Source organism: Comamonas sp., assembly GCF_036643215.1.
Taxonomy (GTDB): domain Bacteria; phylum Pseudomonadota; class Gammaproteobacteria; order Burkholderiales; family Burkholderiaceae_C; genus Comamonas.
The window spans coordinates 1-15,309 of sequence record NZ_JAVXSJ010000006.1 but is presented as its reverse complement, the minus strand read 5'-3'; the positions used below and the strand labels follow the sequence as shown (position 1 = coordinate 15,309).

Below are 15,309 nucleotides of genomic sequence, written 5' to 3'. Positions count from 1 at the left end.
TCATGGTTGATCGCAATCCCTGGCTCACCTTCATCTCCCATGCCGTACTAATCCTCGGCGTGGCCATTGTTGCCTTCCCGCTGTATCTGGCCTTTATCGCCTCGACGCACACGGCCGATGTCATCGTGCAGTCCCCCATGCCGCTGCTGCCCGGCGCCCATATGTGGGAAAACTACAAGGAAGCCCTGCTGGGCTCCGGCAAGCTGGGCTCCAACACCAACGTCGTGCAAATGATGTGGGTCAGCTTCTGCGTGGCCATGATCATCACCGTGGGCAAGATCGCCATTTCGCTGCTGTCGGCCTTTGCCATCGTCTACTTCCGCTTCCCCTTCAAGATGCTGTGCTTCTGGGCCATCTTCTTGACGCTGATGCTGCCCGTAGAAGTGCGCATTCTGCCCACCTACAAGGTCGTGGCAGAACTGGGCATGCTCAACAGCTACGCGGGTCTGACATTGCCGCTGATCGCCTCGGCCACCGCCACCTTCCTGTTTCGCCAGTTCTTCCTGAGCGTGCCAGATGAGCTGGTCGAAGCTGCCCGCATTGATGGCGCCAGCGCCATGCGCTTTTTCAAGGACATTCTGGTGCCCTTGTCCAAGACCTCCATCGCAGCCCTGTTCGTGATTCAGTTCATCTACGGCTGGAACCAGTACCTGTGGCCTCTGCTCATGACCACCTCGGAAGACATGTACCCCGTGGTCATCGGTATCAAGCGCATGCTGGCCGGTGGCGAAGCCTCTGTGGACTGGAACATTGTGATGGCGACCGCCATTCTGGCCATGCTGCCCCCTACGGCCGTGGTAATGCTGATGCAAAAGTGGTTTGTCAAAGGCCTGGTGGATACCGAGAAGTAATCCTCTCCACCACTGCCCCAACCACCTTCTTTTGACCCATTGAACGAATACCTGGAATACCTCTCATGGCATCCATCTCTCTGAAGAACATCGTCAAGCGCTACGGCACCGGCAAGGCCGCCGTACCCGTCATTCACGGCGTAAGCGCCGAAATCAAGGACGGCGAATTCGTCGTGCTGGTCGGCCCCTCGGGCTGCGGCAAGTCCACCCTGCTGCGCATGATTGCCGGCCTGGAAGAAATCACCGGCGGTGACCTGATGATTGGCGACAAGGTCGTCAACAACCTGGAACCCGCCAAGCGCGACATCGCCATGGTGTTCCAGAACTACGCGCTCTACCCTCACATGAGCAACTACGAGAACATGGCCTATGGCCTGAAGATCGCCAAGGTGCCTGAGGACGAAATCAAGCGTCGCGTGGACAAAGCCGCCAAGATTCTGGAACTGACCAATCTGCTTGACCGCAAGCCCCGCCAGCTTTCCGGCGGCCAGCGCCAGCGCGTGGCCATGGGCCGCGCCATCGTGCGCCAGCCCAAGGTCTTCCTGTTTGACGAGCCCCTGTCCAATCTGGATGCCAAGCTGCGCGGCCAGACCCGCCTTGAAATCCAGAAGCTGCACGCCGAGCTGGGCATTACCAGCCTGTTCGTGACCCACGACCAAGTCGAAGCCATGACGCTGGCCCAGCGCATGATCGTCATGAACGGCGGCTATGTGGAGCAGTTCGGCACCCCCGAAGAGGTCTACCACACCCCCGCCTCGGTGTTTGTGGCTGGCTTCATCGGCTCGCCCCCCATGAACCTGCTGAAGAACTCGCCCAACGGCAAGCCCGGCATGATTCTGGGCATTCGCCCCGAACACATCGACCTGGTGGAAACGGGTGGCGTGGAATTCAAGGTGCAAACCGTTGAACTACTGGGCGCTGAACGCCTGCTGTACGGCAAGGTCGGCGACGAAGATGTCACCGTGCGCATTGAAGAAGGCAAGCCCTTCCCCAAGCCCGGCGAAACCACCCAGATCGCAGCGCGCGATGACCGCCTGCACTGGTTCAACGCAGAAACCGGCAAACGCGCATAACCCCCTCCAAGGGCCGACGTCTCAGGCGATCGGCCCTTTTACTTGCAGCACAGTACATTGAGGCGCATGCCTTCATTGATCCACTCCACGGTTCCAGTCCTTCCCTCTCTGAATCTTGCAGAGAGCGAAGCGTTTTACGTCCAGCGACTGGGCTTTGCCGTGCTGCTGCGCATGGACGAGTACCTGATCGTGGCGCGCGAGGGGTGCGAGCTGCACTTCTGGCCCTGCAACAACCCGGAGCTGCCCCGCAACAGCTCCTGCTATGTACGCGCAGACACCCGCGCACTGCATACCGAATTCACCCAGAACGGCTTGCCCCTGCCCCCACCCCAAGCACGTGAGTGGGGCATGCGCGAGCTGTATGTGATTGACCCACACGGCAACCTGCTGAAATTTGGAGAACCTGTCGAATGACCTCCCTGGCAAATTGGCCCTATCCCCGATGGGTCGCCCATCGTGGAGCCGGCAAGCTGGCACCGGAAAACACCATGAGCGCCTTCCGCCTGGGCGCGCAGCACGGCTATCGCTTCTTTGAATGCGATGCCAAGCTCAGCAAAGATGGCGTGCTGTTCTTGATGCATGACGCCACGCTGGAGCGCACCACCAACGGCCACGGCATGGGCAGCCAGCTCAGCATGGGTGAAATCGCCCAGCTCGACGCTGGCAGCTGGCACTCCCGTGCCTTCGCGGGTGAAAACCTGCCCACGCTGGAAGCCCTGGCCCGCTGGTGCCTGGCCAACCAGTTGCACCTGAATGTGGAGATCAAGCCCACGCCCGGCCAAGAGCTGGAGACCGGCCGCGCCTGCGGTGAGCTGATGAACCGCATCTGGCCCCAGGATGTGGTTCAGCCGCTGTTCACCTCGTTCAAAACAGAATCACTCAAAGGCGCACGGGAAGTGGCTCCGCATATCCCTCGCGGCCTGCTGGTAGACAAGTTTGCCGACGGCACGGGCGATGCCGACCTGCAGATTGCCAAAGACCTGGACTGCGTGGTGCTGGTGCTCAACCACGCGCTGTGGAACCCCGCACTGGTCGCCAAGGCACATGGCACAGGCCTGCGCTGCAGCAGCTATACCGTTGACGACGAATGGGCCGCACAGCGCCTGATCGACCTAGGCACGGACGGCATCATCACCGACCGCGTGGACTTGTTCAGCCCCGCACAGACCGGCGCGCACATCTAAATCAATAGCTGCTAGCGCCTGAAATTAATGGCTTTCAAATCATTAATAACCTGAAACCCATTGAAATCAAGCGCAAGCAGCTTCTGTACTGATAGCAAACAAAAAGCCCGGCCACTGCAAAGTTACCGGGCTTTTTTGTATTCAAGGCTTCATGACCTTAAGTCACAACCTCTAAAACTGCCGCCACTCCAGCCGAAGGCGCGCAGCGCCACAGGAGGTTAATCCAGCTTCGTTCCGGAAGCCTTCACCGCAGCCGCCCAGCGAGGTGTTTCGCTGGCCAGGAATTTCGCAAAGGCTTCAGAACCCATGAAGGCCGGGTCAGCTCCCTGCTCCACCATGCGGCTCTTCACTTCGGGCAAGTTCATCACTTGCTGGAAGGCATTGCTCAGCTTGGCCGTCACTTCCTTGGACAGACCGGCAGGTGCCAGGAAGCCGTAGAAGCCCACCACTTCAAAGCCTTTGAGGCCGGACTCAATCGCGGTCGGCACTTCAGGCAGCGCAGGGTTGCGTTCCTTGCTGGTCACCGCCAGTGCGCGGACCTTGCCTTGCTTGTGATAAGCGGCAGCCTGAGGAATGCTCTCCGCCATGAACTGCACCTGACCACCAATCAGGTCGGTAAACGCTGGGGCGCTGCCCTTGTAGGGGATGTGCACCAGATCCGCTCCGGTCGCGTTCTTGTACATCTCAGGCACCAAGTGGCTGATACCGCCGTTACCGGCCGAGCCGAAGTTGATGCGGCCGGGGTTGGCCTTGGCGTAGGTTGTGAACTCGCCCAGCGTCTTGGCAGGCACCTTGTTATTCACCAGCAGCGCCAGCGGCTGCATGGCGGTACGGGCGATGGGCGTGAAGTCTTTGAGCGTGTTGTAGGGCAGCTTGCTGTAGAGCGCAGGGTTAATCACCATCACGCCGGTATTGGCCAGCATCAGCGTGTAGCCATCCGCAGGCGCACGCATGACATCCTGCGCACCCACAGAACCACCTGCACCGGGCTTGTAGTCCACCACCAATGGCTGGCCAAGTACGCTTTGCAGCTTATCCGTCAGCAGTCTGGCATGCTGATCCAGCGGGCCACCTGCGGGGAAGCCCAGCACGATGCGAATGGGCTTGGTGGGGAAGGCATCGTTGGCCTGCACACCCACAGACATCAGCAAACCTGCACCAGCCATCAGGCCAGCCAGAACGGTACGGACGGATTTCTTCATTATTTGTCTTCCTTTGGTTTTTAAAACGACTCTCCGGCGCGAACTGTAGCGGCATTTGGCCGCGACAGACACCCTCATTCGGAGCAGAAGACATGAAAAAAACGCTTCTCTAAAGAAGCGTTTTTGAGGCAAGACAAACTGACTAAGCAGCCACTGTCAGATCAACCCAATCAGCGCTTGGGCTGCCAGGTCAGCGCCTTGTTCTGTGCCTCAGCCACTTGGGCAATCGTCAGCTTGTTGGCCGACTCATCGCGGCGCTTGGCGGCATCGCCACCCAGCTCCATCGCGGCCAGGTTGTACCAGAAGTAGGCCTTACCATAGTCACGCGGCACGCCCTGACCCTGCGCATACACCATGCCCAGGTTGTACTGGGCAGCGGCATCACCCTGCTCTGCGGCACGCTGGTACCACTGCACAGCCTTGCCGTAGTCGCGGGCCGTGCCCTGACCTTCCGCGTACATCACACCAAGACGGTTTTGCGCGCCAGAGTGGCCTTGCTCAGCCGCTGCGGTGTACCACTTCAAAGCCATGGCGGGGCTGGCTGTGCCGCCTTGGCCATCTGCATGCAGACGCGCCAGATTGAACTGAGCCGATGCATCGCCCTTATCGGCTGCGCGGCGGAACCACTGCATGGCGTTGGCATAGCTTTGCGGTACGCCACGGCCTTCGGCGTACAGCGTACCCACGTTGTTGATGGCTGCAGCATGACCTTGCTCGGCGGCCTTCTGGTACCAGACCAGCGCGGTGCCGTAGTTCTGAGGCGTACCCAGACCTTCGGCATACACGGTACCCAGGTTGTACTGAGCGTCGGCATGGTTCTGGTCGGCCGCGCGCTGGAACCATTGGGCGGCATAGGCCGGGCTTTGCTCCACACCCAGACCATAGAGGTACAGACGCCCCAGATTGTTCTGGCCATCGGCATTCCACTGCTCAGCACTCTTCTGGAACCAAGAGGCAGCCAGCTTGTAATCACGCTGCACACCCACGCCATCCATATACATGCGGCCCAGGCTGTTTTGCGCACGGGCATCGCCTTGCTCGGCAGCGCGTTGCAGCCACTGAGCGGCCTGCACCGGGTCCAGCTTCACGCCCACGCCGTCAGACAGCATGGAACCCAGCTGGTTCTGCGCCTCGGCATGGCCTTGATCGGCCGCTTTCTTGAACCATTCGGCAGCCGTCATGTAATTCACGGCCACGCCATTGCCCTTGAGGAAGCGCTGACCCAGTTCAAACTGAGCCGTCACATGCCCTTGAGCGGCAGACTTTTCCAGCCACTGCGCCGCAGTGCTGAAGCTCTGGGGCACGCCCAAGCCATCTTGATAGAGGTGCGACAGGTTGTACTGCGCGACCGCATTGCCCTGCTGGGCTGCGCGACCGTACCACTGTGCGGCCTCGCGGTAATTTTGTGGCACGCCCTGGCCGTTGGCATACAGGGCACCCAGGCTGTTTTGCGCACCAGCATGGTTTTGGGCAGCGGCCTTGCGGAACCACTGAGCAGCCATGGCGGCGTTCTGCGGCACGCCCTGGCCGTGGACATACATCTCGCCCAGCTGGTTCTGCGCCTTGGCATCACCGCGCTCGGCCGCTTGCAGCGGGCCGACTGTGGACGAAACACGCGAGCCCGCGATAGGCAGCGGGCCATATTGCAGGCGGCTGAACTCAAACTGCGGGCCAGACGTGGCGGCTCGGGAATCGCGCAGAAAATTCATGCGACCTTCCGCACCGGTTTGCGCTGATGCGCTCTGGGCAAAGACAGCCAGACTCGACATGACCAGCGCTGCGATGGGAGAGAACTTCATTCCGGTACGATTCCTAGATGCGTGTTGTTACATCAGATATACGATGACACTAACCAGCGAGCGTAACTGATTCTGATAGCAGCTTTGCTAAGGAATTCCTGAATCGCGGCATCCTCGCCACAGTTTTATGACATTTAAAGCGCCCATAAAAAAGCCCGGCGATACCGAGCTTTGGGTAAGTCATTGGATGTCAGCGCACGCTCACTCGTTGCTTTTGCAAGCCTGTTTCCCATCGGAATGTCTCAAAACAAACGCTGGCGCGGATACAACAGCCACCTTGAGTCAGATCAAGCTTTCAAGCAAAACAGCTTCACCAAAAGCGGCAATTCGGCTCAAAACTCAGCGCCAGGCCCTTGAAAGAACCCACTGACAGAAGGCACTTATGCCCACCAGAGCGGCATAGGTGAGCATCTTCCCATCGCGTGAAAACAGCCAGAGACCGGCCCATAAAACCCCAGAGCCCAATATAAAATTGATAGCTGCTTGCGCAATAAATGATTGGGCTCCAGCCTTGTTTAATTGAAACATTCGGGCGCAGATCGCCAAACCCAGCGCCAGGAAAAAAGCGGGGGCGACGAAGTTGAGTAAATGATTTACGCTCGCAACAAAATCCATGACAGCAATCGTTTCCAAGGCTTTGGATGCGGGGGATGCCCGATCCGGTACTAAATTTTATAATCGCAGGTTATGGCAGTCTGGGCTTTAGGCATCAATCACCACACAGCTCCGCTCGATTTGCGGGGTCGTTTTGCGTTCGCACTCGATCAGATCGAGCCGACACTGCAAGGTTTGCGCGCGTCCCTGACAAGTGCAGGCAAAGCCCACAATGCTGTGGAAACCGCCATTCTTTCCACCTGCAACCGCACCGAGATTTACTGCGCGGCCGATGCCCCTGCCATGGATCACACCATGCACTGGCTGGCCAACAGCGGCGGCGTAGCGCCTGAGCTGCTGCGCCAGCACTCCTACGTGCTGCAAGACGGTCTGGTCGCACGACACGCCTTCCGCGTGGCTTCAGGCCTTGATTCCATGGTGCTGGGCGAGGCGCAAATCCTCGGCCAGATGAAGAACGCCGTGCGCGCCGCTGAAACCGCGGGAGCACTGGGCACCACGCTCAACCAGTTATTCCAGCGCAGCTTTGCCGTTGCCAAGGAAGTGCGCTCTTCCACCGAGATCGGTGCGCACAGCATTTCCATGGCTGCCGCCGCGGTGCGCCTTGCCGGTCAGTTGTTTGAAGACCTGACCAAGATTCGGGTGCTGTTTGTCGGCGCGGGCGAGATGATCGAGCTGGTCTCCACCCACTTTGCCGCGCGCAATCCCAAGCAGATCACCATCGCCAACCGCACCATGGAGCGCGGCGAGAAGCTGGCATCCCAGTTTGGCGCCAACACCATGCGCCTGGCCGATCTGCCCGAGCATCTGCACGAGTACGACGCCATCATCAGTTGCACCGCATCCACCCTGCCCATCATCGGCCTGGGCGCTGTGGAGTCTGCTCTCAAAAAGCGCAAGCGCCGCCCCATCTTCATGGTCGATCTAGCCGTTCCGCGCGATATTGAAGCCGAGGTCAAACACCTCAACGACGTGTACCTCTACACCGTGGACGATCTGGCCACCGTGGTTCGCACCGGTCAGGCCCAGCGCCAGGCCGCCGTGCAGCAGGCAGAAGTCATCATCGACACCGGCGTGCAGAACTTTATGCAGTGGATGGACCAGCGCAACCCCGTAGGCGGCGCAGTCTCGCTGATTCAGCAGGTCAACGCACAGGCCGACGAATGGCGCGCGCTTGAAATTGCCCGCGCCAAGAAACTGATCGCCAAGGGCGAAGATATCGACACCGTGCTGGAAGCGCTCTCGCGCGGTATCACACAAAAAATGCTGCACGGCACCATGGCCGCGCTGCACAAGGGCGACGCCGACGAGCGCGCCCAGACGGCAGACACCGTCAGCCGCCTGTTCCTGCGCTCCAGCCGCAACAACTCCAACAAGCTTTAGCGGCGCTCGCCCGCTTTCGCGCTGCGCCTGCCCGCAGCGCATAGGCCCGACTGCGGCCAGCCCAGACCTCTCTTTTCCCCTGATTCAACGAAGGCGTCCTGCGCGTCGTCCTTCTCAAGCCCACGGTACACACCATGCAAGACTTTTTGCGCAACCAGCTCGAACGCTATGCCCAACGCCTGCAGGAGCTGGACTTTCTGCTCTCGCGCGAAGACATCATGGGCGACATGAAGCAGTACCGCAGCATCTCGCGCGAGCATGCTGACGTGACCGCCATTGCCAGCCGCTACACCCGCTACCAGCAGGCCTCCGCCGACATCGCTGCCGCCCGCGAAATGCTGGACGACCCAGACATGGCCGAGATGGCACAGGAAGAAATCACCAGCGGCGAGGCCGAGCTCATCAAGCTTGAAGATGAGCTGCAGCGGCTGCTGCTGCCCAAAGACCCCGATGACGCCCGCCCGGCCTTCATGGAAATTCGCGCCGGCACTGGCGGCGATGAATCAGCCCTGTTTGCCGGTGATCTGGCCCGCATGTACACCCGCTATGCCAGCAACGTGGGCTGGAAGGTCGAGGTCATGAGTTCCAACGAAGCCGAGATTGGCGGCTACAAGGAAGTGGTGCTGCGCATCGAAGGCGACAACGCCTATGGCGCGCTGCGCTTTGAATCAGGCGGCCACCGCGTGCAGCGTGTGCCCGCGACCGAGACACAGGGCCGCATTCACACCAGCGCCTGCACCGTGGCCGTGATGCCCGAGCCCGACGAGGCCGAAGCCATTACCCTCAACCCCGCCGACCTGCGTATTGACACCTTCCGCGCCAGTGGCGCTGGTGGTCAGCACATCAACAAGACCGACTCCGCCGTGCGCGTGGTGCACTTACCCACCGGCATCGTGGCCGAATGTCAGGACGGCCGCAGCCAGCACAGCAACAAGGCCAAGGCCCTGCAAGTGCTGCAAGCGCGCATTCAAGAAAAAGAGCGCAGCGAACGCGCCGCCAAGGAAGCCGCCATGCGCAAGGGCCTGATTGGCTCGGGCGATCGCAGCGACCGCATTCGCACCTACAACTTTCCCCAAGGCCGCCTGACCGACCACCGCATCAACCTCACGCTGTACAAGCTGCTCGCCATCATGGAAGGCGACCTCGGCGATGTGATCCAGGCCCTGCAGCATGCCCGCGAGGCCGAACTGCTGGCCGAACTTCAGGGCGACTAAGCCCTGACTGCCACTTTGAAGAGCATGACAGAGTCCACCCCCTCCAGCCCTCTCAGCGTCGCCCAGGCGCTGACACTGGCCGCCCAGCTGGGCCTGCCGCGCGTGGATGCGCAAATGCTGTTGCTACATTTAATGCAGCAGCCAGCGCACGCCCGTGCTTGGCTTATCACTCATGACACCGATATTCTGAGCGCCGAGCAGCAAGCGCGCTGGAACGATCTGTGCACCCAGCGCCAGCAAGGTGCACCTGTGGCCTACCTCACCGGCCACAAAGAGTTTTACGGGCTTGAACTGGCCATAGATGCCCGCGTACTGGACCCCCGCCCCGATACCGAAACACTGGTGGACTGGGCGCTGGAACTGCTGCCAGAGGGCGCAGCCCACCGCGTGGTGGACCTGGGCACCGGCAGCGGCGCGATTGCGCTGGCCCTGCAAAGCCAGCGCCCCGCAGCGCAGGTTGTAGCCGTTGATGCCAGCGCCGACGCACTGGCTGTGGCGCAAGCCAATGCCAAGCATCTGAACCTGCCCGTGCAGTTTGCCCACGGCAGCTGGCTGGAACCTTTGGCCGGCCAGCCGCCTGCCGACCTAATCGTCAGTAACCCGCCCTATATTCGCGCCGATGATCCGCATCTGGCAGCGCTGACCCACGAGCCGCTGTCGGCACTGGCCAGCGGTGCCGATGGTCTGGAAGATATCTGCAGCATCATCGCCCAAGCCCCCGCACAGCTGAAGGCAGGCGGCTGGCTGCTTTTCGAGCATGGCTGGGATCAGGCCCACGATGTAGCGCAGCTGATGCAGGCAGCAGGATTCGAGCAGGTGCAGCACCGCAACGACCTGGCAGGCATTGCCCGCTGCACCGGCGGCTGCTGGCCGGGCTTGATTTAGTCACGACCGCCCCAAAATATCTGTGTGCTGAAGTACAACAAGATTTCCTCACTGCACCGCATTCATTGCGGTCGGTGAAATAATTGCAGACATCGCGGCTGTGGCCGCCACCCCTAGAATCCGGAGCCCACTATGAGCAACACTCAACAACGCATCGACGACCTGGTCAAGAACAACGACATCCTGCTGTTCATGAAGGGCAACGCCAGCTTCCCTCAGTGCGGCTTCTCTGGCCGTGCCATCCAGATCCTGAAGGCCTGCGGTGTGGACGCCAAGTCCATCGCCACCGTGAACGTGCTGGAAGATCAGGAAATCCGTCAGGGCATCAAGGAATACAGCCAGTGGCCTACCATCCCTCAGCTCTACATCAAGGGCGAATTCGTGGGCGGCTCGGACATCATGATGGAGATGTACGAATCGGGTGAGCTCAAGCAAATGCTGGCCGCCGAATAAGCCACACCACACCCCAAGCCACCGTTGCCCGGTGGCTTTTTTCATGCCCCCTCCAAAACCTGCCCCCGCCCACCATTGCTGCATTCATATTGATGGCAGCTCTTTACCCAACCCCGGCCCCATGAGTCTGGGCGCTGTGCTGCGCCTGCCTGATGGCACGCAGCACAACCTCTCAAAAGCCTTGCACCAAAGCGGCTGCAACAACGAGGCCGAGCTACTGGCCTTGATGGCAGCCCTGACGCTGGCCCATGAACTGGGTGCCCGCTGCCTGACCATTCGCACCGACTCCCATGTGCTGCTGGAGCAGCTTGGCCCGCCCATGGCCAAGCCCGCCCGCCCCATCGCCAGACTCAACCATCTGTTTGAGGAGGCCCGCCAGCAGATGCAGGGGTTTGATGAACTGCTGCTGCAGTGGATACCCAGACACCGCAATACCGAGGCCGATGCATTGGCCAGAGCCGCACACACCCAGGCCTGAGCAAGCCCATAGAGCCGTCCCTTTCCCTGTGCCATGCTTTATGTGGTCGAATGGGAAGTCTTCGATTACAGGCTGCGGGCCCCTTAAAAATCCGCAGCCGCCCTGCCTATGAGTGTGTTCCAAAGCCTTCTGGTGATAGCCCTGCTGATTTTGCTCAGCGCCTTCTTTTCCATGGCAGAGATTTCTCTGGCCGCATCACGCCGACTGCGGCTGCGCCAGCTGGCCGACGATGGAGATGAACGCGCAGAGCGCGCCTTGCGTGTGCAAGAGCAGCCGGGCGAGTACTTCACCGTGGTGCAAGTGGGACAAAATGCGGTCGCCATACTCGGCGGTATCGTCGGCGAAGGTGCTTTCAGCCCCTCGGCAACACAGCTTTTTTCGCTCTGGTTTCCCCCTGAGCTGGCGTCCACCCTGGGCTTTCTGCTCTCATTCCTGATAATCACATCGGCCTTCATCCTGCTGGCTGACCTGCTGCCGCGCCGCATCAGCATGAACGAGCCCGAGCGCTACATCGTGCGCGTGCTGGCGCCCATGCGCTGGTTTGTGCTGATCTTCAAGCCCATCATCTGGTTTTACAACCTCGTCACCGACACCCTGTTTCGCCTGCTAGGCCTGCCCGCCACGCGCGATGAGCGCATCACCCCCGAAGACATCCTCGCCATGACCGAAGCGGGTACCAAGGCTGGCGTGCTGGAGGCCCGCGAACAGCAGGTGATTGCCAATGTGTTCGAGCTGGATTCTCGCGCCGTGGCCTCGGCCATGACACTGCGCGAACGGGTTGCCTTTTTCTACAAGGACGATGACAACAGCGTCATCCGCGCCCGCATTGCCGAAGAGCCTTTTTCCACCTACCCAGTGTGCGACGGCGATATTGACCGTGTGATTGGCTACGTGGATGCCAAAGACCTGTTTCAGCGCGCGCTCAACAACCAGCCACTGTCGCTGATGGATGAAACGCTGATTCACAAGGTCCTCATCGTGCCTGACCGCCTGAGTCTGGCCGAGGTGCTGGAGCAGTTCCGCCAGGTCCATGAAGACTTTGCCGTCATCGTCAACGAGTACAGCCGCGTCGTCGGCGTCGTCACCCTCAACGATGTGATGAGCACGGTCATGGGCGATCTGGTCAGCCCCTCTGAAGAGGAAGAGCAAATCATCCGCCGCGATGAGCATTCCTGGCTGATCGACGGCGTTGCGCCCATCGAAGATGTGATGCGTGTGCTGCAGCTCGACGAAATGCCCCATGACGACGAGTACGAGACGCTGGCTGGCTTCCTCATGGTCATGCTGCGCCGCGTGCCCCGACGCACCGATGTCGTGACCTGGGGTGGCTACAAGTTTGAAGTGCTGGACGTGGACAGCTACCGCATTGACCAAGTCATGGTCACGCAGCTGCCGGTCCATACGCCAGAGTCTGCAGCCCCATCAGCCACCGCGGCTGCCAAAGTGCAAAGCAGCGCTGCACAGGCAGCGAAGAGCAATCACTCCTGAATCAGGAGCTGCTAACGCATGTCTTTCAACGATAGAGATATTGTTTACGGCTGAAACAAATAAAAAGAGAGCGGTAAACGCTCTCTTTTTCATAGTGCCATCTGAACCTGATCAGACCGACTTGGGCTCATCTACGAGCCAGCGCCGCTGCGCGCCAAAGACGGCGTTCGGGTATTGGGGCTGGCCACGGCTGCCGTTGTAGCGGCCCAGCGCCATATAGGCATCGCCTTTTTCACGGTCCATGTAGTGGCGCAAGATCACGCAGCCAAAACGCAGATTGGTCTGCATGTGGAACAGCTTGCCAATGTCGCCATCACCGATCAGTCGCATCCAGAACGGCATGATCTGCATATAGCCACGCGCGCCAACGCTGGAGATAGCGAACTTGCGGTAGCCGCTCTCCACCTGAATCAGGCCCATGACCATGGACACATCCAGACCAGCGCGCTTGGACTCGTACCAGACGGTCTGCAAAAATTCACGCCGCACCTGCGGGTCCGCCTTGCGCTTGGCCAGCTTGTCGCTGCAAGCCACCAGCCAGCGCAGATAGCTCATGCGCGCCTCAGTCGAGGTGAACTCCAGCTCGGGCGGTGCGCCCGAGCCAGCCACCGCCGAACTCAAGGCCGTGCGCACTGAATCTGCCAGGGGCTCTTCCAGTTGCCCACCCGCCCATGCGGTTTGCGGCAGCAGCCAGCCTGCCGATGGAACGGCAAGCGAGGCTGCGGCAGACAGGCAGGAGCGGCGGCTGAGAAGGCTTTCTGGCATTGATACAGCAGCTTACAAGCCCAGACGGCTCTTGAGGTGGTTCAGCACCTCATTCGTCGCCAGCTTTGTAGCTTCTGTGTCACGGCGCTGCTGGTACTCAACCACGCCTTCCTTCAGGCCACGGTCGCCCAGCACCACGCGGTGGGGCACGCCAATCAGTTCCCAGTCGGCCAGCATGGCACCGGGGCGCTCGTCGCGGTCGTCCAGAATCACGTCCACACCCAGAGCCAGCAGGGCGTCGTACAGCTTGAAGGCTTCTTCCTTCACCGCTTCGCTGCGGCCCATGCCGATGGGGCAGATCACCACGGTGAACGGCGCAATCGCGTCGGGCCAGATGATGCCTCGCTCGTCGTGGTTTTGCTCAATGGCCGCGGCAGGCAGACGGGTCACGCCAATACCGTAGCAACCCATTTCGAAGTGCTGTGGCTTGCCGTTGTCACCCAGGAAGGTGGCATTCATGGCCTGCGAGTACTTGGTACCCAGGTAGAACACATGGCCAATTTCAATGCCGCGCTCAATCGCCAGCTCGCCAGCGCCGTCTGGGGACTTGTCGCCAGCCACCACGTTGCGCAGATCGGCAATCACGGCAGGCTCGGGCAGATCACGGCCAAAGTTCACGCCGGTAATGTGGAAGTCTTCTTCGTTGGCGCCGCAAACCCAGTCGGCCATCACAGCCACATCGCGGTCCACCACGATATTCACGGGCTTCTTCAAGCCAATGGGACCCAGATAACCGGGCTTGCTGCCGAAGTGGCCTTCGATCTCGGGCACAGATGCAAAGCGGAAGCCGGTCAGGCCCTCAACCTTGCCGACCTTGATCTCGTTCATCTCGTGATCGCCGCGCAGCAGCAGCAGCCAGACTTGCGTCTTGACGATCAGGCCCTTGTCGTCCAGCTCGTCGGTGGCCAGCACCAGCGACTTGACGGTCTGACTCAATAGCAGACCCAGCTGAGCCGCCACGGCTTCGCAAGTGCTGTTGCCAGGGGTAGCGACCTTTTGCATCGCCTTGGCGGCTGCAGGACGGGCCTGCGTGGGAGCCAGAGACTCAGCCTTTTCGATATTGGCCGCGTAGTCGCTTTGTGGGCAGTAGACGATGGCGTCTTCACCCGTCGAAGCAATCACCTGGAATTCTTCGCTCAGATCGCCACCAATGGCGCCAGAATCCGCACGCACAGCGCGGTACTGCAGGCCGAAGCGATCAAAGATGCGCTTGTAGGCTTCGCGCATGGTCTGGTAGCTGATCTGGGCGGTGTCACGGTCCTTGTCGAAGGAGTAAGCGTCCTTCATGATGAATTCGCGGCCACGCATCAGGCCAAAGCGGGGGCGGCGCTCGTCGCGGAACTTGGTCTGAATCTGGTACAGGTTCTTGGGCAGCTGCTTGTAGCTCTTGAACTCCTGGCGAGCGATATCGGTCACCACTTCTTCAGAAGTGGGCTGCACGATGAAGTCGCGGCCATGGCGGTCTTGAATGCGCAGCAGCTCGGGGCCCATCTTCTCGAAGCGACCGGTCTCCTGCCACAGCTCAGCAGGCTGAATCACTGGCATGGTCACTTCGATACCGCCGGCACGGTTCATTTCTTCGCGCACGATGGCCTCGACCTTGCGAATCACGCGCAAGCCCATGGGCATGTAGTTGTAGATGCCGGCACCCAGCTTTTTGATCATGCCAGCCCGTGTCATGAGCTTATGGCTGACCACTTCAGCGTCGGCCGGAGCTTCTTTGAGGGTGGAGATGAGAAATTGGGAGGCTTTCATGGAACTGGCAATTCAGTGGAAATAGGCATGGCCCGCTTGTCGATCACAAGGGGCCATGCATAATGAACACAATTCAAAAATTTGGGGTTTGATTATGCTTGACCGGGACGGTTTTCGCCCGAACGTCGGCATCATCCTGCTCAACCAAAGAAACCAGGTGTTCTGGG

At 60.2% G+C, this 15,309-nt stretch carries 15 protein-coding genes and 1 pseudogene; 11 read left to right on the top strand and 5 right to left on the bottom strand.

Annotated features, from left to right (window positions below; all coding sequences use genetic code 11):
* Positions 1–2 precede the first annotated feature (2 nt).
* The 4 genes from ugpE (at position 3) to ugpQ (ending at position 3,108) form a co-directional block, all read left to right on the top strand.
* Positions 3–851 carry a sn-glycerol-3-phosphate ABC transporter permease UgpE gene (gene ugpE, locus RSF91_RS06095; RefSeq protein ID WP_198461160.1) on the top strand — a complete coding sequence of 283 codons (849 nt, stop codon included), beginning with the start codon at positions 3–5 and terminating at the stop codon, positions 849–851.
* 65 nt (positions 852–916) lie between these two features.
* Positions 917–1,924, top strand: coding sequence for a sn-glycerol-3-phosphate import ATP-binding protein UgpC (locus tag RSF91_RS06090; RefSeq protein WP_332567573.1), 1,008 nt, complete (start codon positions 917–919; stop codon positions 1,922–1,924).
* A gap of 66 nt (positions 1,925–1,990) precedes the next feature.
* Positions 1,991–2,338: a bleomycin resistance protein gene (locus RSF91_RS06085; RefSeq protein ID WP_332567572.1), complete on the top strand. Its 348-nt coding sequence runs from the start codon at positions 1,991–1,993 to the stop codon at positions 2,336–2,338.
* Positions 2,335–3,108, top strand: coding sequence for a glycerophosphodiester phosphodiesterase (gene ugpQ / locus RSF91_RS06080; protein WP_332567571.1), 774 nt, complete (start codon positions 2,335–2,337; stop codon positions 3,106–3,108). The genes RSF91_RS06085 and ugpQ overlap by 4 nt, the downstream gene beginning before the upstream one ends.
* Before the next feature lie 218 nt (positions 3,109–3,326).
* Here the strand turns inward: ugpQ and RSF91_RS06075 are convergent, their stop codons facing one another.
* The 3 genes from RSF91_RS06075 to RSF91_RS06065 all read right to left on the bottom strand — a co-directional run bounded on the left by RSF91_RS06075 (position 3,327) and on the right by RSF91_RS06065 (position 6,724).
* The gene (locus tag RSF91_RS06075; protein WP_332567682.1) at positions 3,327–4,274 is read right to left on the bottom strand and encodes a Bug family tripartite tricarboxylate transporter substrate binding protein; all 948 of its coding nucleotides are present in this window, start codon (positions 4,272–4,274) and stop codon (positions 3,327–3,329) included.
* Positions 4,275–4,480: 206 nt separating this feature from the next.
* Positions 4,481–6,109, bottom strand: a complete 1,629-nt coding sequence (locus RSF91_RS06070; protein ID WP_332567570.1) for an SEL1-like repeat protein — start codon at positions 6,107–6,109, stop codon at positions 4,481–4,483.
* A gap of 339 nt (positions 6,110–6,448) precedes the next feature.
* Positions 6,449–6,724 (bottom strand): hypothetical protein, encoded by a 276-nt coding sequence (locus RSF91_RS06065; RefSeq protein ID WP_332567681.1) that lies wholly within the window; start codon positions 6,722–6,724, stop codon positions 6,449–6,451.
* A 72-nt stretch (positions 6,725–6,796) separates the two neighbouring features.
* Between RSF91_RS06065 and hemA the strand changes: the two genes are divergently transcribed.
* From hemA to RSF91_RS06035, 6 genes are all read left to right on the top strand, one after another.
* Positions 6,797–8,104 carry a glutamyl-tRNA reductase gene (hemA, locus tag RSF91_RS06060; RefSeq protein ID WP_332567569.1) on the top strand — a complete coding sequence of 436 codons (1,308 nt, stop codon included), beginning with the start codon at positions 6,797–6,799 and terminating at the stop codon, positions 8,102–8,104.
* Between the two features lie 134 nt (positions 8,105–8,238).
* Complete coding sequence (prfA, locus tag RSF91_RS06055) at positions 8,239–9,318, top strand: peptide chain release factor 1 (RefSeq protein WP_332567568.1); 1,080 nt, start codon at positions 8,239–8,241, stop codon at positions 9,316–9,318.
* A gap of 24 nt (positions 9,319–9,342) precedes the next feature.
* Positions 9,343–10,203: a peptide chain release factor N(5)-glutamine methyltransferase gene (prmC, locus tag RSF91_RS06050; RefSeq protein WP_332567567.1), complete on the top strand. Its 861-nt coding sequence runs from the start codon at positions 9,343–9,345 to the stop codon at positions 10,201–10,203.
* Positions 10,204–10,335: 132 nt separating this feature from the next.
* Positions 10,336–10,656, top strand: a complete 321-nt coding sequence (gene grxD, locus RSF91_RS06045) for a Grx4 family monothiol glutaredoxin (RefSeq protein ID WP_198461174.1) — start codon at positions 10,336–10,338, stop codon at positions 10,654–10,656.
* 43 nt (positions 10,657–10,699) lie between these two features.
* Entirely contained in the window at positions 10,700–11,134 is a 435-nt protein-coding gene (locus RSF91_RS06040) for a ribonuclease HI family protein (RefSeq protein WP_442878807.1), read from the top strand.
* A 108-nt stretch (positions 11,135–11,242) separates the two neighbouring features.
* The gene (locus RSF91_RS06035) at positions 11,243–12,622 is read left to right on the top strand and encodes a hemolysin family protein (RefSeq protein ID WP_332567565.1); all 1,380 of its coding nucleotides are present in this window, start codon (positions 11,243–11,245) and stop codon (positions 12,620–12,622) included.
* A gap of 111 nt (positions 12,623–12,733) precedes the next feature.
* Here the strand turns inward: RSF91_RS06035 and RSF91_RS06030 are convergent, their stop codons facing one another.
* Positions 12,734–13,387: a lytic transglycosylase domain-containing protein gene (locus RSF91_RS06030; RefSeq protein ID WP_332567564.1), complete on the bottom strand. Its 654-nt coding sequence runs from the start codon at positions 13,385–13,387 to the stop codon at positions 12,734–12,736.
* Between the two features lie 12 nt (positions 13,388–13,399).
* On the bottom strand, positions 13,400–15,142 hold the full coding sequence (locus tag RSF91_RS06025) for a proline--tRNA ligase (protein WP_332567563.1): 1,743 nt from the start codon (positions 15,140–15,142) through the stop codon (positions 13,400–13,402).
* Positions 15,143–15,197: 55 nt separating this feature from the next.
* Here RSF91_RS06025 and RSF91_RS06020 point away from each other — a divergent pair.
* Positions 15,198–15,309: pseudogene (locus tag RSF91_RS06020) on the top strand (RNA pyrophosphohydrolase); the annotation flags it as partial.